Origin of the sequence: Stenotrophomonas sp., from assembly GCF_032061965.1 — a bacterium.
In the GTDB taxonomy this organism is placed as follows: Bacteria; Pseudomonadota; Gammaproteobacteria; order Xanthomonadales; family Xanthomonadaceae; genus Stenotrophomonas.
Genome location: NZ_DAMBEF010000015.1, coordinates 74,143 through 94,181, shown reverse-complemented (window position 1 = coordinate 94,181; position 20,039 = coordinate 74,143). Strand labels below are relative to the sequence as shown.

General features: G+C 64.6%; 21 protein-coding genes. 12 read left to right on the top strand and 9 right to left on the bottom strand.

Annotation, left to right across the window (positions count from 1 at the left end; all coding sequences use genetic code 11):
- The first annotated feature begins 258 nt into the window (after window positions 1–258).
- The gene (locus RT460_RS10215) at window positions 259–768 is read left to right on the top strand and encodes a transposase (protein WP_313318826.1); all 510 of its coding nucleotides are present in this window, start codon (window positions 259–261) and stop codon (window positions 766–768) included.
- Window positions 769–1,100: 332 nt separating this feature from the next.
- Here RT460_RS10215 and RT460_RS10210 read toward each other — a convergent pair whose 3' ends face one another.
- Entirely contained in the window at window positions 1,101–1,547 is a 447-nt protein-coding gene (locus tag RT460_RS10210) for a DUF4189 domain-containing protein (protein WP_313318824.1), read from the bottom strand.
- A gap of 376 nt (window positions 1,548–1,923) precedes the next feature.
- Between RT460_RS10210 and yjjJ the strand changes: the two genes are divergently transcribed.
- Entirely contained in the window at window positions 1,924–3,315 is a 1,392-nt protein-coding gene (gene yjjJ, locus RT460_RS10205) for a type II toxin-antitoxin system HipA family toxin YjjJ (RefSeq protein WP_313318823.1), read from the top strand.
- Between the two features lie 73 nt (window positions 3,316–3,388).
- Here yjjJ and RT460_RS10200 read toward each other — a convergent pair whose 3' ends face one another.
- From RT460_RS10200 to RT460_RS10185, 4 genes are all read right to left on the bottom strand, one after another.
- Entirely contained in the window at window positions 3,389–3,709 is a 321-nt protein-coding gene (locus RT460_RS10200; protein ID WP_313318822.1) for a hypothetical protein, read from the bottom strand.
- Window positions 3,682–4,368: a hypothetical protein gene (locus tag RT460_RS10195; RefSeq protein ID WP_313318821.1), complete on the bottom strand. Its 687-nt coding sequence runs from the start codon at window positions 4,366–4,368 to the stop codon at window positions 3,682–3,684. Before RT460_RS10195 ends, RT460_RS10200 begins: the two co-directional genes overlap by 28 nt.
- Window positions 4,369–4,773: 405 nt before the next feature.
- Window positions 4,774–5,718, bottom strand: coding sequence for a peptidylprolyl isomerase (locus tag RT460_RS10190; RefSeq protein WP_313318819.1), 945 nt, complete (start codon window positions 5,716–5,718; stop codon window positions 4,774–4,776).
- A 117-nt stretch (window positions 5,719–5,835) separates the two neighbouring features.
- Entirely contained in the window at window positions 5,836–6,366 is a 531-nt protein-coding gene (locus RT460_RS10185; RefSeq protein ID WP_313318817.1) for an AAA family ATPase, read from the bottom strand.
- Window positions 6,367–6,497: 131 nt separating this feature from the next.
- Between RT460_RS10185 and RT460_RS10180 the strand changes: the two genes are divergently transcribed.
- The 4 genes from RT460_RS10180 to RT460_RS10165 all read left to right on the top strand — a co-directional run bounded on the left by RT460_RS10180 (window position 6,498) and on the right by RT460_RS10165 (window position 9,525).
- On the top strand, window positions 6,498–7,217 hold the full coding sequence (locus tag RT460_RS10180; RefSeq protein WP_313318816.1) for a hypothetical protein: 720 nt from the start codon (window positions 6,498–6,500) through the stop codon (window positions 7,215–7,217).
- 57 nt (window positions 7,218–7,274) lie between these two features.
- Window positions 7,275–8,402, top strand: a complete 1,128-nt coding sequence (locus tag RT460_RS10175) for an alpha/beta fold hydrolase (RefSeq protein WP_313318815.1) — start codon at window positions 7,275–7,277, stop codon at window positions 8,400–8,402.
- Between the two features lie 72 nt (window positions 8,403–8,474).
- A complete protein-coding gene (locus RT460_RS10170) occupies window positions 8,475–9,134 on the top strand; it encodes a glutathione S-transferase family protein (protein WP_313318814.1) in 660 nt (219 codons plus the stop codon).
- Complete coding sequence (locus RT460_RS10165; protein WP_313318813.1) at window positions 9,127–9,525, top strand: hypothetical protein; 399 nt, start codon at window positions 9,127–9,129, stop codon at window positions 9,523–9,525. Before RT460_RS10170 ends, RT460_RS10165 begins: the two co-directional genes overlap by 8 nt.
- Before the next feature lie 58 nt (window positions 9,526–9,583).
- Here the strand turns inward: RT460_RS10165 and RT460_RS10160 are convergent, their stop codons facing one another.
- Window positions 9,584–10,774, bottom strand: a complete 1,191-nt coding sequence (locus RT460_RS10160) for a multidrug effflux MFS transporter (protein ID WP_313318811.1) — start codon at window positions 10,772–10,774, stop codon at window positions 9,584–9,586.
- Between the two features lie 160 nt (window positions 10,775–10,934).
- A complete protein-coding gene (locus tag RT460_RS10155) occupies window positions 10,935–11,915 on the bottom strand; it encodes an HPP family protein (RefSeq protein ID WP_313318809.1) in 981 nt (326 codons plus the stop codon).
- A gap of 157 nt (window positions 11,916–12,072) precedes the next feature.
- Here RT460_RS10155 and RT460_RS10150 point away from each other — a divergent pair, with 157 nt between their 5' ends.
- The 6 genes from RT460_RS10150 to RT460_RS10125 all read left to right on the top strand — a co-directional run bounded on the left by RT460_RS10150 (window position 12,073) and on the right by RT460_RS10125 (window position 18,205).
- A complete protein-coding gene (locus RT460_RS10150; protein ID WP_313318807.1) occupies window positions 12,073–12,873 on the top strand; it encodes a hypothetical protein in 801 nt (266 codons plus the stop codon).
- 227 nt (window positions 12,874–13,100) lie between these two features.
- On the top strand, window positions 13,101–14,036 hold the full coding sequence (locus tag RT460_RS10145; protein ID WP_313318805.1) for an NADP-dependent oxidoreductase: 936 nt from the start codon (window positions 13,101–13,103) through the stop codon (window positions 14,034–14,036).
- 157 nt (window positions 14,037–14,193) lie between these two features.
- Window positions 14,194–14,913: a TorF family putative porin gene (locus RT460_RS10140; RefSeq protein WP_313318803.1), complete on the top strand. Its 720-nt coding sequence runs from the start codon at window positions 14,194–14,196 to the stop codon at window positions 14,911–14,913.
- Window positions 14,914–15,069: 156 nt separating this feature from the next.
- Window positions 15,070–15,960: a LysR family transcriptional regulator gene (locus tag RT460_RS10135; RefSeq protein WP_313318838.1), complete on the top strand. Its 891-nt coding sequence runs from the start codon at window positions 15,070–15,072 to the stop codon at window positions 15,958–15,960.
- Window positions 15,961–16,157: 197 nt separating this feature from the next.
- Window positions 16,158–17,219 carry an NAD(P)-dependent alcohol dehydrogenase gene (locus RT460_RS10130; protein WP_313318801.1) on the top strand — a complete coding sequence of 354 codons (1,062 nt, stop codon included), beginning with the start codon at window positions 16,158–16,160 and terminating at the stop codon, window positions 17,217–17,219.
- Between the two features lie 2 nt (window positions 17,220–17,221).
- On the top strand, window positions 17,222–18,205 hold the full coding sequence (locus RT460_RS10125; RefSeq protein WP_313318799.1) for an aldo/keto reductase: 984 nt from the start codon (window positions 17,222–17,224) through the stop codon (window positions 18,203–18,205).
- On the opposite strand, the gene RT460_RS10120 is transcribed toward RT460_RS10125, so the two are convergent.
- The gene (locus tag RT460_RS10120; protein ID WP_313318797.1) at window positions 18,150–18,452 is read right to left on the bottom strand and encodes a hypothetical protein; all 303 of its coding nucleotides are present in this window, start codon (window positions 18,450–18,452) and stop codon (window positions 18,150–18,152) included. The genes RT460_RS10125 and RT460_RS10120 overlap by 56 nt on opposite strands.
- The gene (gene bchE / locus RT460_RS10115; RefSeq protein ID WP_313318795.1) at window positions 18,449–20,023 is read right to left on the bottom strand and encodes a magnesium-protoporphyrin IX monomethyl ester anaerobic oxidative cyclase; all 1,575 of its coding nucleotides are present in this window, start codon (window positions 20,021–20,023) and stop codon (window positions 18,449–18,451) included. The genes RT460_RS10120 and bchE overlap by 4 nt, the downstream gene beginning before the upstream one ends.
- Window positions 20,024–20,039 lie beyond the last annotated feature (16 nt).

The following is a 20,039-nucleotide window of genomic DNA, read 5'->3' as shown; positions in this document are numbered from 1 at the left end:
GGTGTCTCCTTTGGGAAAACTAACACCTGAGCAGGTTTTCAGTGGGTCATTACACGGCTTTTTTGCTTCGCGCTTTCGCTGATCCCTTTCGAAGCCAACGAAAGCATCCCCGCGGCTGCGATTTGATGCGGTGCCAAGCATTGCCTGGTCCCGGGTGCGCTGTGCTTACCCGGGCTACGGGTTGACTGGTGTTTGGCGGGTGGTTTGCTTACGGGTCGCGGGGCAGGCGTTGTGCGGTGATATGGCTACGCTGGGGCGATGGTCAACTATCGACGTAATCGTGTTGCCGGCGGCAGCTACTTCTTCACCGTGACCTTGCAGAATCGGCGTAGTGATCTGCTGGTGCGCGAGATCAACGCGCTGAAGCAGGCGTGGCGTAATGCGGCGCGCCGGGTGCCTCACCTGGTTCTGGCTGCGGTGGTGCTGCCGGAACATCTACACGCGGTGATCCAGATGGATGCCAGCTCCGATGACTATCCACGGTTGTGGCAGGACATCAAGAAAGGCTTCACCCGCAGGGTCTTCGTTCCGGGCCATCCATCTCCTTGGCAGGCGCGCTATTGGGAGCGAACCATCCGCGATGCGAGCCAGCTCCAAGCCTGCGTGGACTATGTGCATATCAACCCGTTGAAGCATGGCTGCGTGAGTGCGGTGCGCGACTGGCCACACTCCACTTTCCATCGCTATGTCCGCGAGGGGATGCTGACGGAAGACTGGGCAGGCGCCGAATCATTCTCGATCCACGGATATGGCGAACGAACCGAGTAGCCCGTAGCTCGGGTAAGCGCAGCGCACCCGGGGTTTGGGGGGGGCAAGCAATGCGTTCAGCTGCTGGGTTGCTCAGTACCGGCGCATCAACGCATAGGCAATCCTGCCTGATATCTGGGTTCATGCGACCCCGGGTGCGCTGCGCTTACCCGGGCTACAACAGTCCGCGGGCACCGCGGGCCGGATCCGCATTGAGGGGGCGCAAGGCGCTTGGGCGTCGGTTTTGAATGGTAAAGAAATGCGGCAATCCTTCGATCCGTTCCGGCGGGAGGTGGCGGCCGGAGTCGGGTTTTCAATCTGCCCCTGGCCGTAGCCGGAAGGAGCGTCGCTCCTCAATCTTGGGGAAGCGCACAACCTTCGCGGATGATGCTGCAGTCCCTGCCGCATTGGCGCAGGGCTTGGCGCTTCAGCTTGCCCAGATTGTCATTGCCCGTCTTCCAGTGCCACTGCTCGGGGCCGGACGCCACCACGGCGCATTGATCGCCAAAGGTGAACTCCAGACCGCAGTCTTCGCCACCGGCCGCCTCACATGCAGCAACGGCCTTGTCGCTGGCGTCCTGCGCGGAGCTGCCGTCCACGGTCCAACCCACGACCGAGTGCTTGCCCGAGGCGAACGCGCCCCATTGGCGCGCGTTGCTGTTGCGTTGGGTGTCGCCAACGCCATGTGCGGGCAGGTAGACCGAGTTGTAGGCGGCAGACCCAGGTTGTTGGGCAGCAGCGGTGAGTATGCCGCCGCAGGCGACGCCAATCAGCAGGAGCAATTGGGGCACTGACTTCATGTCGGACTTCACTTGGCGGACTTCGTTTGGTCAGAGCCTACATCCGGCCTGGTGAAACTTGAGTTGTTGCCAGGGAAAGGTGCGGGCTGCCTGCTTGCAGCATCCGCGCGGGGGCCAAAAGCGAACGTTGCGAAAACCGGGGTCAGAGTCGGGTTTCCGCTGTGGCCTTCGTTCGTTACGTGGCCTTGGTTTTCTAGAACCAATTGGTTCTGCTGCAACAGGCGGTTGATAGCCACGTCCAGCCGGCGAGGGATCGTAAAGAAATAGGCGGATAGTGAAGACGGCTTCTAATGAAATTGTTATTCATATCAACGTGTTGAAAAGTCTTCATGAGGCTAGTATCGTTTCTTGAATCGTAAAGAAACGAGCATTGATCATGGCCCGTCCTTCCTCAGCCAGCGTCCTGCAACTGCTCGATCTGCTGCAGAGCGGGGAACCGGTGCCGGCCGGCGAGTTGGTCGAAAAGCTGGCGGTTTCCCGCCCCGTGCTATCCCGGTTGGTCGCGGAGGCCGGTGATCAGGTGCGCCGGATTGGCAAGGCGCGCGCCACGGCCTATGTAGCCACGGCTCTGGTCCGGCCCAACACGTGGCCGCTTTACCGGATGGGCCCAGAAGCGAACATGGAAGAACTGGGCACCCTGCACGCGTTGCGTGGAGACGGTTTCCTTCTTGAACCCACAGGTGATCGTCCGAACCTGATGCGCGCCGTGGATGGCCCGGCGGGTTACTTTCCGGGGCTGCCCTGGTTTCTGGACGATGTGCGTCCGCAAGGCTTCCTTGGTCGTTCCCTTGCGCATCGTTTGGGCCGGGCATTGGGGGTGCCCGCGGACCTGAAGAGCTGGCAGTCGCGCGACAACCTGCTCGGTATCCTGCATGGCGGCACCAGCGTCGGCGACCTGCTGTTGGGGCAGGCCGCCATCGACCGGGCGTTGCTGGATGTGGATGCGCCACCGGATCGCGTGGACATGGACAGCCGGCACGACGTCTATGCCATACGCGCCAAGGAAGCTCTCGATGGCGAGGAAGTTGGTTCGTCTCCAGGCGGCGAGCAGCCCAAGTTCACGGCGACCGTTGTAACCGCTACGGGTCGCTACGCTGCCCTGGTCAAGTTCGCGCTGTCGTCGTCGAACGCGCTGGGTGCGCGTTGGGCGGATCTGCTCGTCTGCGAGCATCTGGCGTTGACCACGCTGCGCGAGGCGGGCTTCCCGGCTGCCCGCACGCAATTGCTGCGCAGCGACGAACACGTGTTCCTTGAAGTGGAGCGGTTTGATCGCACTGCGGACGAATTGGGCAGGCGCGGCTTCGTTTCGCTATTGGCGCTGGATGCGGCCTTCATCGGCGAGGGAACACGTGACTGGGGTCTGGCTGGCGAGCAGCTCGTTAATGAGCGACTGATCACGCAAGACACTGCCGACAACATGGCGCGGCTGCATTGGTTCGGGAGGCTCATCGGCAATACCGATATGCATCTAGGCAACATCGGTTTTGACTTGATCGACAGTGGTCCGCTACCCCTGCGTCCTGCCTACGACATGTTGCCGATGTATTTGGCTCCGTCTGCGCAATCAGGAAATGTTCGTGCACCTGCGTTGGTAAGCATCAATGCACCCAACAGGACCGGGCAAGCGGCGTTCATTGCTTGGGCTGCACAGTTGGCTGTGCAGTTTTGGCAGCAGGTAGCGGAAGCAGAAGTTGCCCCGGAGATTCAGGCCATGGCGCAGCAAAATATCGACGTAGTCCGTCGTTACGCGCTGCGCTTCGATAGCTGAAGGGAAGCCGACGTCAGCGTCGGCTGCTTCGATCCGATCTTTTCATCACAACTCCAGAAGGAACGTGGTGCGTTCACGGCAGCACATAAAGCCTCTGCGCCGGATAGTCCGCGACCATCTTCAAACGAGCGAACGCCGATCCGCCAATGGCGCCTTCCACCGGCGCATCGGTCATCGATGACATGAACTCGGTGAAGTTGCGATCCGGACGTGCAGCGAACCAGGCCGGTCCGGTATCGGTGCCGCCGATGCGCACGTTGGCCACCTGGATCATCGGCGTGCCGCCATCGCCTTTCATTGCCACCGGCCAATCGGGGTGTGCGTCGCGCCACTTGCGGTACTGACGCGTGGTGATGAAGCTGCCAGCTACCCGTGCGCCTTCTTCGTGGCCCAATGCCTTGGCGCCGTCCGCGCCCAGCCGCAGCTCGGGCCGGTATCGAACAGCATGTCGAGCTTTTCCCCGTCGATCTCGACCTGGATGCGTGGCCAGTACATGTTGCGGTTCGGCAGCATCGTCATTGCTGTGCTGCGGGCGCTGGCCGGTGGCGTCCAGCCTTCCAGCACATGGAGCGAACTGGCCGGGTAATCAAACTCCCACACGCGTCCGGCAAACCAGCGGCTGCCAAGAAAGCCCTCATTGAGCATGGGGCCTTCGCCGAAGCCTTCGGCGGGCACTATCGCAAGTCGCCCCTGCAGAAAACTGTCATGTTCGGCAGGCGGAATGCTGGCGTCCTCAACGAAGGCCGGCCATGCCGCGGTCTTGAGTGGCGGCTGGCCTTCTTCCTCCACATCCGCGCCGGGGCTCAGGCCCAGTCGTTGCGCCACGTCCTCGCGGATCATGTTCAGGCCGCCACCGCTGTCGGTATAGAAGACGATTGTCGCGCCACCTGCCAGGCGCGGGGTGACAAGAATGCGCTGGTGCTCGAAACGGGTGGGTATCGCAGTGCGCGTAGGACCCGCCGGTGAGGCCGCTGCTGCTGCCGCCGTTGCCGAACAAGGCGCCGTCAGCATCAATGCAAGCGTAATAAGAGCGTGATGGAAGGACAACGTCATGCAGCACATCCCTGTCGTCATTGGTTGCCCGATCCTCGCAGATGCGGACAGGCGCTGTCCAAGGACAGAGGTAATGCCGGCTTGCGACGGATGGCCGGCAGGCGGCATGCCCCACGCCGATGGCGTCGCGTCATTGGCGTTCCACGCAATGCGGGCAGTTGGGGCCGCCGTGGATTCGCTGCTGGGGCCGATCGGTACGCAGGTCTGCGGGGCAACAGGCGCTATTGCTGGCACTACCGCCGGCAAGGAGGTTGCAGAGCCTGGTCTCCATCGTAGTGGAGGTGGGCCGTCTGCCTGAGCGCCGAAGATATGAAAAAGCCGGGCGGTTGCCGGCTTCTTTTCCATCGGCAGGAGAGGGCGGTACTGGTCTTGGTGGTGTGACGTAGGACAGCGCCAGCAGCAGGATCATTCCCCGGGCGGCAGCATCGCCACCCGCCGCACCGGTAGCGGAACGCTGCATGCATCCAGCGGATAGGCCGCGTCGGCATCAGCTTGCTTGCGTAGCGAGGCAGCACGCAGTCGCAGCAGCGCGGCAAACGTACCGCTATCGGTGCGCAGCCGTTCGAAGCGTGGCCGGGTCTGTGCAGGCATCTCGCTGGCCAGCTGTGTCTGCAGGATGGGCACATGATGGGCTTCGTCGAGGAAGCCGTATTCGCCCAGCCCGCGCTGCAAGGTGGACAGCCGTTCGATACCTTCGATGACGCGGCCTACCACCGGCAGCTTGTCATCCAGTTCGCGGGTCGGGTTGCCGATGGCGGCGTAGAAGTACACGCCGCCATCGCTGCTGTCCGGGTCGGCTTGCACGGTGCCCACTGCGCCGTGGCAGTGCAGTAACCAGGCGTGCTGGCGGGCCTTGTCGATACCGACTGCGAAGCCGGCGATGAAGCCGACGTTGGCGGTATAGCTGTCCGCTGCATTGAGCGCGACCACGCGTTCCGCCAGCGCCGGTGTCAGCGCGAAGTGGGTCTGCTTTGGCAACGCTGCGGCGCTGTCGCCCGCTGGGCGACTGCCGTTGTTTTCGCCCCATTGCACGACATAGTTTTCCTGCGCGCGCTGGATCGAGCTGTGGCTGAAGTAGCCGCTGCGGATCAGGCTGCGCCAGCGTGCCGTGTGCAGCGGTGCGGAGAATGGTGCCAAGGCAGTGACGACCGGCCCGGAGGACAACTGCAGTACCACGATGTCATCGTCGGCAATCGCCTGCCAGTCGGAGGCCGGTGCATGCTGCAGCAGTTCGGGGATCTGGGTGACGTAGCTGCGTGCCGGCACAGCCGAAACGTTCAGGCTGGCAAGCAGCAGCAGCAACAGCGCAGTAGCGGCCGCGGCGTGGTGCCGGCTGGGTTGAAAACGCATCGTCGTATCCCTGGATGGTGGTAGCACGCATTGCCCGGCCCTGCATCGTGCATACGCGGTTGGTCGCGAATCTAACACGCCTCCATTCCGCCTCTTTGCTGCTGGCGAATGGGGCGCTTAGCGGCGCAGGGCTTCGGCGTGATAGAAGCGATCCAGCTCACGGCGGCTGGCCAAGCGCAGCTTGGGCAGGGCAATACGTGCGTACAGCGCCGCATAGCTGCGTCGGTTGCGCCGGGTGACAACGCCGATGTGGTGGATCATCTCCCACTTCACCGAGTCCTTGTTGCCGGCCAGTGCGCCGTGGCGGGTCCGCTCGAACCAGGTACGGCGGAAGTAGCGGTATAGGCTGGTTGCGGTGGGCAGGTCGAGCAGGATGAAGCCGGTGGCGCGCTGCAGGCGCTGGGGCAGGGTGCGCGAGTAATTGCCTTCCATCACCCATTGCTGCTGGTCGATGGCGGCGTCATGCAGCTGCAGGAATTCTGCCTCGGGGCGTGGCTGCCAATTGCTGTGTGGCTGGTGGAACAGCTGGTCCAGGTGGATCACCGGCAGCTGGCTGCGCTGTGCGATGGCAACAGCCAAGGTGGATTTGCCGCTGTTGGAGGGGCCCATGATGCAGATGCGCGGGCCAAGCTCGGCGAGGGTGGTCATACAGCGTTCCGCGCGGTTGGGGCGGTGGGCTGCATCCTAATCCATGGCGCAGGTGGAAGGCGGCGCCAATACAGGCGCATAACGGACGGTTGGTGGATGATGGCCATCACCTCCTCAATGGCGAGCCGCTCATGCCCAGGCACGACAGCATTACCCTGCAAGGCAGCATCATCCACCTGATCTATGGGCCCAAAGGCGGCATCGAGGGCGTCCTGCTACGCGTTGGCAGCCAGCGGGTGCAGCTGGTGCTGGACAAGGATGACCATGCTTCCGCCGCCTACCTGGCAGGCGTGGCGCCCGATACTGTGGTTGCAGCGGTGGTGGCCGAGTTGCCGCCTTCTGACAAGGGGCCGGCAGCGCATCCGCGGTATCAGCTGCACAAGCTGCCCGGCATGGGGCGGCGCGGCGCCAAGGCGGGAGCGACAGCTACGCAGCGCAGCTACACCGGCAAGGTGGTGCGGCTGAACTATGCGCGCCACGGCGAGGCCAATGGCGTTGTGCTGGACAGCGGCGACTTCATCCATACCCGTCCCGACGGCATGCGCAAGCTGGATCTGAAACCCGGCAGCAAGGTGGAAGCCGAAGGCGAGGCGCGGCCGCTGTTGCACGGCGGTGGCCAGGTGGTGGAGGCGAGCCGGGTCAACGGCGTGGCGATGGGCAAGGCACCGCCCAAGGCGCCCGCCAAGGCGGCGAAGAAAGCGGTAAAGAAGGCGGCCAAGAAGGTGGTGAAGAAGGGCGCCAAAAAGGTGGTGAAGAAGGCAGCTCGCAACGTCGCCGGCAAGGCTCCCGCCGCGCGCAAGCCGGCAAAGCCACTGGCATCGAAAAGCCGGGCATCCAGGACCAGCGGCTGATCCGTTGTCCGCACCCGGATTGGGCTAGCATCGGCGCAACCGGGGCGGAGTGACGAAATGAAGATCGCTGTGTTGCGCAGTCTGTTGCTGTACGCCGTACTGACTGCCTCGCTTCACATCGCCCCCGCCATGGCCAGCCCTGGTGCGCTGCTGGACGCTGCACCGATGCAAGGCGCGCCGCCCGGCGCCCAGGCGTGGCGTATCCGCTACGAAACCACCGATGTCGACGGCAACCCAACGCCGTCCTCGGGCGTGCTGATTGCCCCTGACGGTGCCAGTCCGGCGCAGGGGCGTGACGTGGTGGCCTGGGCGCATGGCACGGTCGGGATCGAGCCGGCATGCACCCCTATCCGCAGCCTGGAGCAGATCCCCGCCCTGACCGACATGCTGGCGCGCGGTTGGGTGGTGGTGGCCACGGACTATCCGGGCCTGGGTACGGCGGGGCCGCATGCCTACCTGGCCGGTGATGCCGCCGCCGCCGCGGTGCTGGATTCGGTGCGTGCTGCCCGTGCCTTCGCTCCGGCCGGTGCCGGCCACCGCTTTGTTGCGTGGGGGCATTCGCAGGGTGGCCACGCGGGCCTGTTCACCGCCCAGCGCGTGCGCAGCTACGCACCGGAGCTGCAGCTGCTGGGGGTTGCTGCGGTATCGCCACCCACCGACTTGGCGCAGAACATGCAACATGCCGACACCACCGTGCGTGGCCTGCTGACGGCATTCACCGCGCGCAGCTGGTCGAAGGTTTATGGCGCTGACCTGTCCACCATCGGCAACCGCACTACGCAGGGCGTGATCGAACGTGCCACGGCCGGTTGCGAAGGCGATCCGTTCGCCGCGGCCGCGCTGGTACGCCTGCTACGCCTGCGGGCGCGGCTGGGCAAGCTGGACCTCGCTGGCCGGGCGCCTTGGGATGGGTTGATGGCACGCAATTCGATCACAGCGCTTGCTGCCGGTAGTGCGCCCTTGCTGCTGGTGCAGTCCGACGGCGATGGCTTGGTGGCCACGCCGGTGACACAGGCGTTTTTCATGCATAGCTGTCAGGCGGGTGCGATTGCGCGCTACCTGCGCCTGCCCGATACCGGCCATGCCAGCACCGCCATTGCAGCGGCTGATGCGACGGTTGCCTGGATAGCCGACCGCTTTGCCGGGCAGGCGGCACCAAATGATTGCGATGTGGGTGCTGGCTGAGCCCGCGGTTGTCAGGAACTCGATGGTCACGCCAACAGCGTGGCGGAATGCTTGTCCAGCGGAGGTGCTGTGATGTCATTGGTGCTCTACGGTCATCCCTTTTCCTCGTATACGCAGAAGGTGTTGATAGCGCTCTACGAGAACGCCACCGCCTTCGAGTTCCGGCTGATTGCGCCGGAAACCCCGGCGTTCGTCGGCCAGTGGCTGCAACACTGGCCATTGGCCAAATTTCCACTGCTGCTGGACGGCGACCGCAGCGTGGTCGAGACCAGCATCATCATCGAGTACCTGCAGCTGCAGCATCCAGGTCACGTGCGCCTGATACCGGAGGCACCGATGCAGGCGCTGGACGTGCGCTTCATGGATCGCTTCTTCGATCTGCATGTGATGAGCCCGGTGCAGCATGCCGTGCTCGGTGCGATGAGCGGCGAGGACAGAAAGCGCGACGAGGCGCGGGCGTTCGCCGAACAGAAGCTGGAACTGGCCTACGCCTGGGTGGAAACACAGTTGCCAGGCCGCCATTGGGCCTGCGGCGATGCGTTCTCATTGGCAGACTGTGCCGCGGCGCCGGCATTGTTCTATGCCGATTGGACGCACCGTATCAGCGATGCCTATCCGCTGCTGCAGGGCTACCGCGCTCGTCTATTGCAGCGTCCTGCATTTGCCCGCGCGGTGGAGGAGGCACGTAGCCACCGGCATCTGTTCCCGCTGGGAGCGCCAGACCGTGATTGATGCATCGCCAACAAAGCTGTGGGCGCGCTATCCGTGGTCGGTGCTGCTGCGGCTGTTGTTGTTCATCGCGCCGCTGTTGGCGCTGCTGGGCTATGCACGCATGGCAGCGGCGCATGCCGCGGGTCAGCAACATCGCGGCGACACCGGGCTGGGCCTGGCCTTGCTGCTTGGCATGGTGGCGCTGGTGATGCTGGCGGGGTTCTTTGTCGACGCGCTCTGGCAGATGAAGCGCCGACGTCACTGGAACTGGATCATCGACCTGCTGATCCTGGCATTGCTGCTGATGCCGTTTGGCTGGGTGGGCTGCAACTGGTTCGGCGTGCACGAAAGCCTTGCCTGCCGTTTGCCAATCAACCTCTTCGATATCGTGATCGACGCGCTGAGGCTATGAGCGCAAGGCGCCAGCGCATCGCCACCGGGTACAGCCCCGTGACGATGCGCCGATCGGCTCAGGCTTCCACGTTGCGCGGGAACAGCAGCAGGCAGATCGCCGCTGAGATTGCCGCGCAGCTGGCCATCACGGCCACCAGGCCCATGCCGCCCAGATAGGCCAGGGCGCCGGAAACAGCGGTGATCAATGCACCGGCACCAAACTGCATCGCGCCCAGCAAGGCCGCCGCCGTGCCCGCATGACGGCCCTGCTGCATCAAGGCCAGCTGGCTGCCGGTCGGCATCAGCAAGCCCAGCAGCGCCACGGTGATGAACAGCCCTGCGCACAGGACGGGCAGCGCGGTGATGCCTGCCAGCATGGTCAGCAACAGCGCGGCCAGTGCCGCGAAGTAGGCGAAGCTCACGCGGCGATACGTCTTCAACACGCCCATGCGTGCATGCAGGCGTGGGTTGACGATGGCGGCGACCACAAGGCCTGCAGCGTTGAGCGCGAACAGCAGGCTGAACTGCAGCGGCGAGAGCTGGTAGTGGCGGATGAAGACGGTCGAGGAGCCGGCGATATAGGCAAAGAAGCCGGCCTGGGCAATGCACAAGGCCAGCGCGAACGGCAGGAAGCGCTTGTCCGAAAGTATCTGCACATAGGTGTGCGCGGTGCGCCCCAGGGTGAAGCCTGCACGGGCTTCAGGGCTGCGGGTCTCCGGCAGCAGCACGGCGGCAACCACCGCCACCAGCACACCCCAGGCAGCCAGTGCCCAGAAGATCACCCGCCATGATTCCAGCGATTGCAGCGCGTTGCCGGCCAACGGCGCCAGCACCGGGCACAGCCCCAGCACGGCCAACACCATCGACATCAGCTTGCCCATTGCCGCGCCGCTGAAGGCGTCCTTGATGATGGCGAAGGCGATGACCATGCCGATCGAACCGCCCAGCCCCTGCAGGAAGCGCAGCCAGTTCAGCTGCACAACGGTGTCCGCCATTGCGCAGCCCACCGAGCCAAGGCTGAAGATGCCCAGACCAATGTAGATAAGCGGCTTGCGGCCGAATTTGTCGGACAGTGGGCCGTATGCAAGTTGGCCCAGCATCAGGCCGAGGAAGAAGGTCATCAGGCTGAGCTGGATGGCACCGGCGCTGGTGCCGAAACTGGCGGCCATGTCGGGAATGCTGGGCAGGTACATGTCGATGCCGAGGGGGCCGGTTGCGCAAAGCGCAGCCAACACCAGCGGCATGCTGCGGGGACGCAGAGTGCTCATGGGGTTCGTCGGGCGAGGGGAGGCGGACGATTATCCTCGTCTGCACGCGCAGCGTAAGTCTTGTAATTGCCCGCCAAATCAGAGCAATCGGCACGATTTCAGGTGCTTGCCGATTATCGCGAAGTATGAGCAATCGGCTGCATTGGCAGCCCGATGCAGCTCAGTCGCTGCCCAGCTTTGCCCAGCGTCCGCCATCGCGAAGGCGGACTTCAAAGCGCGCCCATTGCCGCAGTTCCTCGGCACTGGCATGGCCGATATCGCCGATGCCGTCGCCAGCCACCACGGCGTAGACCAGGCGCTCGGCTGCGGGCCCGGCCAACGCCGGCGTCACCGATACCCGGCGCACACTCCAGGCGCGGCCAAGCCGACCATTGCTGTAGCACCGGCCGGGCTCGATGAGCGCCGGGTGCAGGGCATCGCGTTCGGCATGTTGTTTGGCCAGCTCCAGCAGCTCGGTGAGGTTTTCGTCGGTGATGTCGACGAAGGAATTGAGCTGGCCGATGGCGGCGTGGAAGTCCTCCTGGGTCAGGTCGACATGGCGTTGTGCCGATGCCACCGGCACGGTGGTCTGCCTGCGCCGATGCAGGTGCACCGGATAGCGCCGCCATGCGAAGCAGGCGTTGAAGGCCACCGCCGCAACCAGGATGGCGGCCACATTGATCGCCACCGGGGTAAGCAGGTAGTTGTAGCCCAGCGCATGCACCTCGCTGCCGCCGATCACCGCGGCCAGCGCGGTGGCGCCACCAGGTGGATGGATGCAGCGCAGGTAGTGCATCACGCCTACCGCCAGGCCCACTGCCAGCGCGCCGGTCCAGGCTTGGTCGGGGAACGTCATCTGGCAGGTCACGCCGACGAAGGCCGAGAACAGGTGGCCTGCAATCACCGCCCAGGGCTGTGACAGCGCGCCATGCGGCACGGCGAATACCAGCACCGCGCTGGCGCCCATCGACGCCAGCAGGATCGCCCCGCCGGCGTGGCTGCCAAAGCCATGCGGGAAGCACCAGTGCGTCAGCTGGTAGACCACGCTGATGCCCAGCAGGGCACCGATGGCCGAGATCCATTTTTCGCCGTGGCTGGTCTGGTTGCGCTCGATGCTCAGCCAGCTGCGCAGGGCGTGGAGGGGTTTGCTGGCTGACTTCATGGCGCGGGAGGTAATGGGTGGCCGGCTAGTTTGAGGCAAGAACGGCCCATGCGTGGCGCTGTGCCTGTGCGGGTGATGGCGATTGGTTTTGCCCTCATGCCCGGTTGGCATACCCGGGCGGGTAGGATGGGCCGGTTCCCCGTGCGTCGTGGTTGTGATGATTCCTGGCCCGTTGTTCTCCTGGCAGATGTTGCTGCTGATGTTTGTCCTGCCGGCGGTCGGCGGCATGGTGGCCTTGGGCTTGCTGTTGCACGCGCTGCAATACCGGTTGCGTCGGCGGGGCTCATGGGCTGCGTTTTTCAGCTGGAAGGTGCGTATCGCCTGCGTGTTCGTGGCGGTGACCGGCATCTGGGTTGGCTTCCTGGGCTACAAGACGCTGCAGTTCGAACGTGAATTCCATATCCAGCGCTGGCAGCGGCTCAGTCGCGAGCAGTTCGTGCTGCCACGTGATTTCCAGTACGGCGAGTTGCTTGTGCCGAAGGGCACGCTGGTCAACCGGCGCGATGCCTTCGATAACGGTGAGGCGCAGCGTCCGCTTGGGTTGCGCGGTTTGGATGCATTGGTGTTTCCGCAGCCGCTGCAGGTGGCCGGGGTGTGGGCCGAAGCGTTGGAGGCATCGCCGGGCCGTTTGCGGCTCAGTCGCGACCAGCGCATCAGTCCGCTGTATCACTACGACGGCGAGCAAGGCGACTGGGTAGTTGATCCCTCCCGTCCCTACCTCGATTGCCATGCCGGCGAAACCGTGTGGTTCGACGCACCGCTGTTCGATTACGACATCCAGGCCGAGTTCCTGACCGGCGAACCCGATGGCGCTCAGGCGCGCTTCAAGCCCAGCCAATGGCGTTTCACCCATTGCGAGAATGATTGGGGACCCATCGAGGTCAAGCCGGCCTTTGCCGAGCCCATGCCGAAGGGTGCGCAGCGCGAGGTATTTGTACCGCAGGCGGCATCGCGTTGATTGCAACATTGCCTGCGATCACACGCTTGTAAGCAGTAACCACGGTGATACCGGAGCGCGTGGAACGTGGTGTTGCGCGGTTTTTCGGCGGTTTGGTTGCAGAGGCTTGTGGCGCAAGGCCGCGCGTGCGAAAGCACTGGCGGCAGCTGTTCGCGCAGCGCGCAATGCGCCTCGCACGCTTCACGTGGCGGGTGCTAAAACGCCTCATCTCTTGATGGAGTTGCGCAATGAATGATCTGACCACAACGGTGCTCAGCGCCGATCACTACGGCGATGCCTCGGTACTTTCGTTTGTGAAAGGGGAGTTGCCGGCTCCGGGACCGCAGCAGGTGGTGGTCGATGTGCAGGCAGCCGGCATCAATCCCATCGACGCGCGTCGCATGACCGGCGAGTTCCGCCACAGCGCTTTGCCGCAGTACTTCGGCACCGAGTTTGCCGGCGTCATCGCTGCGGTGGGCAGTGCGGTCAGCGATTGGAAGGTAGGGGACGCGGTGCTGGGTTCGGGTGACGGTTTCACCCATGCCACGCGCATCGTGGTGCCGGCCGCCAATCTGGTGGCCAAGCCGGCCGGGCTGGCCTGGGAAGTGGCGGGCTCCCTGGCGGGCGTAGGCCAGACCGCGTCGACCATTCTCCGCGAGCTGGCCCTGCAGCCGGGGCAATGGCTGCTGATCCATGGTGGCTCCGGTGGCGTCGGTTCGATCACCATCCAGCTGGCCAAGGCCTTGGGCATCCACGTCGTGGCTACGGCGTCGGCTGCCAACCAGGACTATCTGCGCCAGCTCGGGGCCTTGCCGGTGGTCTACGGCGACGGCGTGCTGGAGCGTATCAAGGCCGTGCACGCCGGCCCGTTCGATGCAGCGGTAGACATGGCCGGCAGCCCCGAAGCGATCGAGGTCTCTTTGGCGCTGGTGCCGGAGAGCGGGCACATCGGCAGCATTGCCGGCAAACCGGTGTCCTCGCCGCGGGTCAAGGCGATGTGGGTCAAGCGCAATGTCGCCGACCTGCAGCGGGTGGTCGATGGCGTCGCCAAGGGCGAGTTCAACTGGGAGGTGAGCCGCGCCTATCCGTTCAGCGACGCACGCCAGGCGTATGCGGACATCCTGCAAGGGCATACCCGTGGCAAGTCGGTGTTGTTGTTCGACAAGGTGGGCAGTGGCGCCTGACCCCAGGCCGTGCATGGTTATCGACAAGCCGTCCGCAAGGGCGGCTTTCTTTATGCAGATTTGATGCGGGCATGGCAGCTCGCCATCGCGTGTTTACGCCGGTCACCACCAGACTTTGCGCAGGCCACGCAAGGTGCGTGGCCCCAATGGACACGCAATGAACATCACGCACAACACACGGCGCAGGCCGCACCAAACCTTGCTGCTTTCCCTGCTGCTCCTGGGCAGTGCTGCGATTGGCAACGCCGGCGCACAGCAGCTCAGCGGCAACGCCGCACTGACCAGCGACTATGTCTGGCGCGGTTCCACCCAGAGCCAGGGGGATGCCGCGATACAGGCCGGCTTCCGGATCAGCGCTGAGAGTGGGCTGTACGCCGCCGTCTCCGGCTCCAGCGTGGAGTTTGCGCCGCAGACCCACGCCAGCAGCGAGCTCGATTTCATTGTTGGCTGGACCGGCAAGCTGGCCACGGACTGGGCGTTGGACGCCAACCTGCTGCATTACCGTTACCCAGCGACGACGGTGGATCTGAACTGGACCGAGCTCAACAGTACGCTGACCTGGAAGGACAACTACTGGTTATCGTTGGCATGGTCGCCTGAGGCCCTGGGCACCGAGCACAGTGGGCTATACAGCCAGCTCGCCGCGCGGGTTCCGCTCAATCCCGCCCTGCGGCTGGAAGCGATGGCCGGCTACTACACGCTGCAACAAACCCCGGGAGGTGGTTACGCCCACGCCCAACTGAGCGCGATATGGAAGCTTGCCGCGCCGTTGGAGCTGCGGCTCAGTGCGCACGCCAGCGACAACCATGCACGCGCGCTGTTTGGGGAGGACTATGCCGGTAGCCGCTGGGAGGTGGCATTGCAGGGCGCGTTCTGAGCCAGCGCGGGCCTTCTTGCGGCAGCGGTGAAGCGGGCCATCGGGTGAGCCCCAGGTCTGTTCTCCATGAACCGTTGTGGCTGGCACGGTCCCAGCGCGTTGCAGTAGACGGGCTGCATGTTGAAGATGGCAGCTCCCCAGCAGCAGGCACCGCCGATGTCCCGCGAGAACCTCAATGACCTGGTGGCCTTCATCAGCGTCGCCCGCGAAGGCAGTTTCACCCGTGCGGCCGCGCAGCTCGGGGTATCGCAATCGGCGCTCAGCCACACGGTGCGCACGCTGGAGGCGCGCCTGGGGATACGGTTGCTGACCCGCACCACGCGCAGCGTGGCGATGACCGAGGCGGGTGAGCATCTGTATCAGTCGGTGGCGCCGCGGCTGGAAGAAATACAGACGGAACTGGCGATGATGGGGCAGTTCCGTGATCTTCCGTCCGGCACCGTGCGCATCAACTGCGCCGGCCATGCCGCGGATCTCTACGTATGGCCGCGGCTGCAGTCGGTGTTGCACGACTATCCCGAGTTGAAGGTTGAGTTGACCGTCGATTACGGCCTGACCGATATCGTTGCCGAGCGCTTCGATATCGGTATCCGCCTGGGTGAGCAGTTGGCGCGCGACATGATCGCGGTGCCGGTGAGCCCACGCCAGCGCATCGCGGTGGTCGCGACGCCGGCTTACTTCGCCGCGCACGGTGTCCCGAAGCTGCCGCAGGATCTGGCCGTTCACAACTGCATCGGCCTGCGCTTGCCTACCCACGGTGGGCTGTTGCCGTGGGAATTCGACAAGAAGAACCAGTCCTGCAAGCTGCGGGTCAGTGGCCAGTGGACGTTCAACGGCAGCGCGCCTGCACTGCGCGCGGCGCTTGCCGGCGCCGGTATTGCCTACCTGCCCGAGGACATGGTGACCGATGCGCTGGAGGCAGGCCGCCTGCAACGGGTGCTGGCCGATTGGTGCGAAACCTACGACGGCTACTACGCCTACTACCCCAGCCGGCGACAGACCTCGCGTGCCCTGCAGGTGGTGATCGAAGCACTGCGTGCCCACTAGGCGCGATGCAAGCCACGAAGTTGGCAATATCGGGTTGCCGGCAGCCGGCGGCGTGATTTCCACGGTCTCGCAGCGTATGCCGCTCCCGCCGATTAATGAGCTGAGCTCATTACTGCATTCTGTCGGAACGGCTTAATCCGTAACCGGAGGCTGCCTAGACTGGCAGCCTTCGCTGCTCCCGACTCAAGGCTCCCCCAATGAAAACCTACGGCTACGCCGCCTTCGACACCACTTCGCCCTTGGCACCGTATGCGTTCGAACGCCGCAGCCTGCGCGGCAATGACGTCGCAATGGAAATCCTGTACTGCGGCGTCTGCCACTCCGACCTGCACACCGCACGTAACGATTGGGGCTGGAGCTATTACCCGATCGTGCCCGGCCACGAGATTGTCGGCCGGGTAACCGCGGTTGGCGCAGATGTCAGCCGTTACCAGGTGGGGGACCACGTCGCCGTGGGCTGCATGGTCGACAGCTGCATGGAATGCGACCAGTGCCATCGCGGTGAAGAACAACTTTGTCGCCAGGGCATGGTGGGCACTTATGCAGGCAGCGACCGCATCAGTGGCGAGCCCACCCAAGGCGGCTACGCCAAGCACCTGGTCGTGCGCGAGGAGTTCTGCCTGCGCATGCCCGAGGGTCTGGACCTTGAACGCGCGGCACCGCTGCTGTGCGCCGGCATCACCACCTGGTCGCCGTTGCGGCATTGGAATATTGGCCCGGGCAGCCGGGTCGGCGTGATCGGGCTGGGTGGGCTGGGCCATATGGCGGTGAAGCTGGCGGTAGGCCTGGGCGCGGATGTCACCGTGCTCAGCCGTAGTCCGTCAAAGCAGGCCGACGCGTTGGAGCTGGGGGCCGACCGCTTGCTGGTTTCCAGTGATGCGGACGCCATGGCGCAGGCCAACAACGGCTTTGACCTGATCATCGACACGGTACCGGTCAAGCATGCGCTCGATCCCTATCTGCCGTTGCTGGACGTGGACGGCACCCTGGTGATCGTCGGCCAGATCGGCCCGATGGACGAGACCAACACGGTGCCGCTGCTGCTGGGCCGCCGCCGTATTGCCGGATCGCCGATCGGCGGTATCCGCGAAACCCAGGAGCTGCTGGATTTCTGTGCGAAGAAGAACATCCTTCCCGACTGCGAAACCATCCGCATGCAGGACATCAACCACGCGTTCGAGCGCATGGAAAAGTCGGACGTGCGCTATCGCTTTGTCATCGACATGGCGTCGCTGACGGGCCACTCCCAGGGAGCCTGATGATGCATACACGTGTACTCGGTAATAGTGGCCTGGAGGTCTCGGCATTGGGCCTGGGCTGCATGGGCCTGACTCATGCCTATGGCCAGCCCGTCGCGCGGGCCGATGGCATTGCCCTGATCCGCGCAGCCCATGAACGTGGTGTCACTTTTTTCGACACCGCCGAAGTGTATGGGCCGTATACCAACGAGGATCTGCTGGGCGAGGCCTTGGCGCCAATCCGCGACCAGGTGGTGATTGCCACCAAATTCGGCTTCCGTGACGCGGACGGCAGCAAGGGCGTGGACAGCCGGCCGGAGAATATCCGTGCCGTCGCAGAAGCATCGCTAAAGCGCCTGCGTACCGATCGCATCGACCTGCTCTACCAGCATCGCGTCGACCCAGAAGTGCCGATGGAAGACGTGGCTGGCACCGTGCGCGAGCTGATTGCGGAGGGCAAGGTCAAGCACTTTGGCCTGTCCGAAGCCGGTGTCGATTCGATCCGCCGTGCGCATGCGGTGCAGCCGGTGGCGGCGCTGCAGAGCGAGTACTCGCTGTGGTGGCGTGAGCCGGAGCAGGAGATCCTGCCGTTGCTGGAAGAACTGGGCATCGGCTTCGTGCCGTTCAGTCCCCTGGGCCGCGGCTTCCTGACGGGGGCGATGGATGCCACCACCCACTTCGATGCGAGCGACTTCCGTAGCAAGCTGCCACGCTTTTCAGAGGAAAACCGGCGGGCCAACGCACACTTGATCGAGGTGATCGGCACGCTGGCCGAGCGCAAGCACATCAGTCATGCGCAGATCGCCTTGGCCTGGCTGCTGGCACGCAAGCCTTGGATCGTACCGATCCCTGGCACCACCAAGCTGCATCGCCTGGAGGAAAACCTGGGCGCGACCGATGTTCAGTTGGACAGCGCCGACATGGCCGTCATCCAGCAGGCCCTGGATGCGATCACCGTGGTCGGTGCACGCTATCCACAGCAGATGCAGGCTGTGACCGGGCGTTGAGCGCGGTGGGCGACCTGGCACTACGCCGGGCCGCCGTTGCGCAGTACAACTGCAGCACAGCCGCCAGCGCCACCAGCAGCGCATCGGTACCGCTGGTGGCCAGGAAGGCCATCATCAGGGCGATCAGCCCGAACACGGCCGCTGCTTCGAACAGCATGCGTCCAGCCATCGCGGCAGCCCCGAGCAGCACGAAGTTCAGCAGCAGCGCCGCTGCCAGCGGCGCCGAGAAGGGCAGCAAGGGGCTCATCGTGGCGTCTCCGTGGCGGGCGATGGCATCGCAACCAGCTGCAGGGTGATCGGGGCACGCGCTGAGCGCACTGGTCGCGCCAACGCTTCTTCCGGCAGCTGCGCCTGCCCACCCCAGAAGTCGCCCACCGTCATGCCCGGACGCATCCGCACTATGTTGCGCAGGAAGCCGATTACCTCGTGCGGCCATACCCGCCGGCCCATGCGGGTATACCAGCGCATGCCGTAGCGCACCTCACGGTCAGGGTGGAACAAGACGCGCCACAACGCCTTGGGCCGCAGCTGCATCACCGCCTCGATCACCTTGAACCACAGGAATACACGCCATGGCGGTACACCGTGGGTTTCCAGCACCTGGTGCTTGTAGTCCCAATGGCGCTGGTCGTCGTCGATGATCCGGCGCGTGGCCACGTCATTGAAGTAGGGCGTCCAGCGGTGCGGGGTGACGTACAGCAGCTGGATCTGATCGGGGTCGTAGCGCAGCAGGTGGCGCAGGCTGTTCCAGTAGTCGCGATCGGTTTCCTGCTCGAAACCCACCACATAGGTCGCCATCGACAGGATGCCGTGCTGGCGCAGCAGCTGGATCGCGTTACGGTCCTCATCCACGTCGGCACCCTTGCGGATCTTGGCCAGGGTGGCCGCCTCATAGCTCTCGATGCCGAGCAGGAAGCGGATGACGCCGGCACGCTTGTACAGGTGCAGGATGTCGGCGTCGCGCACGATGTCACCGGCGCGCGTGGACCCTACCAGGGTCAGGCCGACATCCTCGGCGATCAACGCCTCCAGGAAGCGCTTCCAGGCGCGGCGTGAGCCGGTAGGCAACTCGTCGGCGAAGTTGATCACCTGCACGCCGTGCTCGCGATGCAGGCGCGCCAGCTCGCGTGCGAACAGCACCGGGTCGCGATGCCGCCAGCGGGTCCAGAAGCCGCGTTGGCCACAGTAGCTGCACAGGTAAGGGCAGCCGCGGGAGAACTGCACCACCACGGCGCGCCGCCCACCCCAATAGGAGTAGCGCGCATGCTCGATCAGCTCCCAGCCCACGCGCGCCTGGTCCAGGTCGGTGATCATCACCGCGTCGGCGGTCGCCACGGGCTGTCCGTCCACGCGCAGCGCAATGCCCGCCACGGTATCGAGCGGCTGTGCGGCGGCGTACGCCTGCATCAACTGCAGCACGGTGTGCTCGCCTTCGCCGCGAACGATGCAGTCGATGGCCGGCGTCTGCCGCAGGATGTCCTGCCAGTGATAGGTGGGAAACACGCCGCCGTAGACAACCCACAGATCCGGACGCTGCTGTTTCAGCTGGGTGGCGATGGCTACCACCGTGGGGTGGGCCGAGCTGGAGCCGGAGTGGCCCATCATCACCACGTCGGGGGCATGGCGCGCGACCTCGCCGAGCAGGGCGGCAAGTGGCATGGGCCCGATATCGGCATCCAGCAGGCGCACGTCATGACCGGCGTCCAGCAAGGGGCCGCCGATGCTCAGCAGCCCCAGCGGCGGCAGGTGCTCGCGCGGGATGCGGCTGCCGATGGCGGTGTGCGGGGGATTGATCAGCAGGATGCGGAGCATCGGCATGGCGGCGGCGTGAGCG

Coding starts and splice junctions, on each gene's coding strand:
- RT460_RS10215 (WP_313318826.1), top strand. CDS start 259: ATGGTCAACTATCGACGTAATCGTGTTGCCGGCGGCAGCTACTTCTTC.
- RT460_RS10210 (WP_313318824.1), bottom strand. CDS start 1,547: ATGAAGTCAGTGCCCCAATTGCTCCTGCTGATTGGCGTCGCCTGCGGC.
- yjjJ (WP_313318823.1), top strand. CDS start 1,924: ATGGCCCGTCCTTCCTCAGCCAGCGTCCTGCAACTGCTCGATCTGCTG.
- RT460_RS10195 (WP_313318821.1), bottom strand. CDS start 4,368: ATGACGTTGTCCTTCCATCACGCTCTTATTACGCTTGCATTGATGCTG.
- RT460_RS10190 (WP_313318819.1), bottom strand. CDS start 5,718: ATGCGTTTTCAACCCAGCCGGCACCACGCCGCGGCCGCTACTGCGCTG.
- RT460_RS10185 (WP_313318817.1), bottom strand. CDS start 6,366: ATGACCACCCTCGCCGAGCTTGGCCCGCGCATCTGCATCATGGGCCCC.
- RT460_RS10180 (WP_313318816.1), top strand. CDS start 6,498: ATGCCCAGGCACGACAGCATTACCCTGCAAGGCAGCATCATCCACCTG.
- RT460_RS10175 (WP_313318815.1), top strand. CDS start 7,275: ATGAAGATCGCTGTGTTGCGCAGTCTGTTGCTGTACGCCGTACTGACT.
- RT460_RS10170 (WP_313318814.1), top strand. CDS start 8,475: ATGTCATTGGTGCTCTACGGTCATCCCTTTTCCTCGTATACGCAGAAG.
- RT460_RS10160 (WP_313318811.1), bottom strand. CDS start 10,774: ATGAGCACTCTGCGTCCCCGCAGCATGCCGCTGGTGTTGGCTGCGCTT.
- RT460_RS10155 (WP_313318809.1), bottom strand. CDS start 11,915: ATGAAGTCAGCCAGCAAACCCCTCCACGCCCTGCGCAGCTGGCTGAGC.
- RT460_RS10150 (WP_313318807.1), top strand. CDS start 12,073: ATGATTCCTGGCCCGTTGTTCTCCTGGCAGATGTTGCTGCTGATGTTT.
- RT460_RS10145 (WP_313318805.1), top strand. CDS start 13,101: ATGAATGATCTGACCACAACGGTGCTCAGCGCCGATCACTACGGCGAT.
- RT460_RS10140 (WP_313318803.1), top strand. CDS start 14,194: ATGAACATCACGCACAACACACGGCGCAGGCCGCACCAAACCTTGCTG.
- RT460_RS10135 (WP_313318838.1), top strand. CDS start 15,070: ATGTCCCGCGAGAACCTCAATGACCTGGTGGCCTTCATCAGCGTCGCC.
- RT460_RS10130 (WP_313318801.1), top strand. CDS start 16,158: ATGAAAACCTACGGCTACGCCGCCTTCGACACCACTTCGCCCTTGGCA.
- RT460_RS10125 (WP_313318799.1), top strand. CDS start 17,222: ATGCATACACGTGTACTCGGTAATAGTGGCCTGGAGGTCTCGGCATTG.
- RT460_RS10120 (WP_313318797.1), bottom strand. CDS start 18,452: ATGAGCCCCTTGCTGCCCTTCTCGGCGCCGCTGGCAGCGGCGCTGCTG.
- bchE (WP_313318795.1), bottom strand. CDS start 20,023: ATGCCGATGCTCCGCATCCTGCTGATCAATCCCCCGCACACCGCCATC.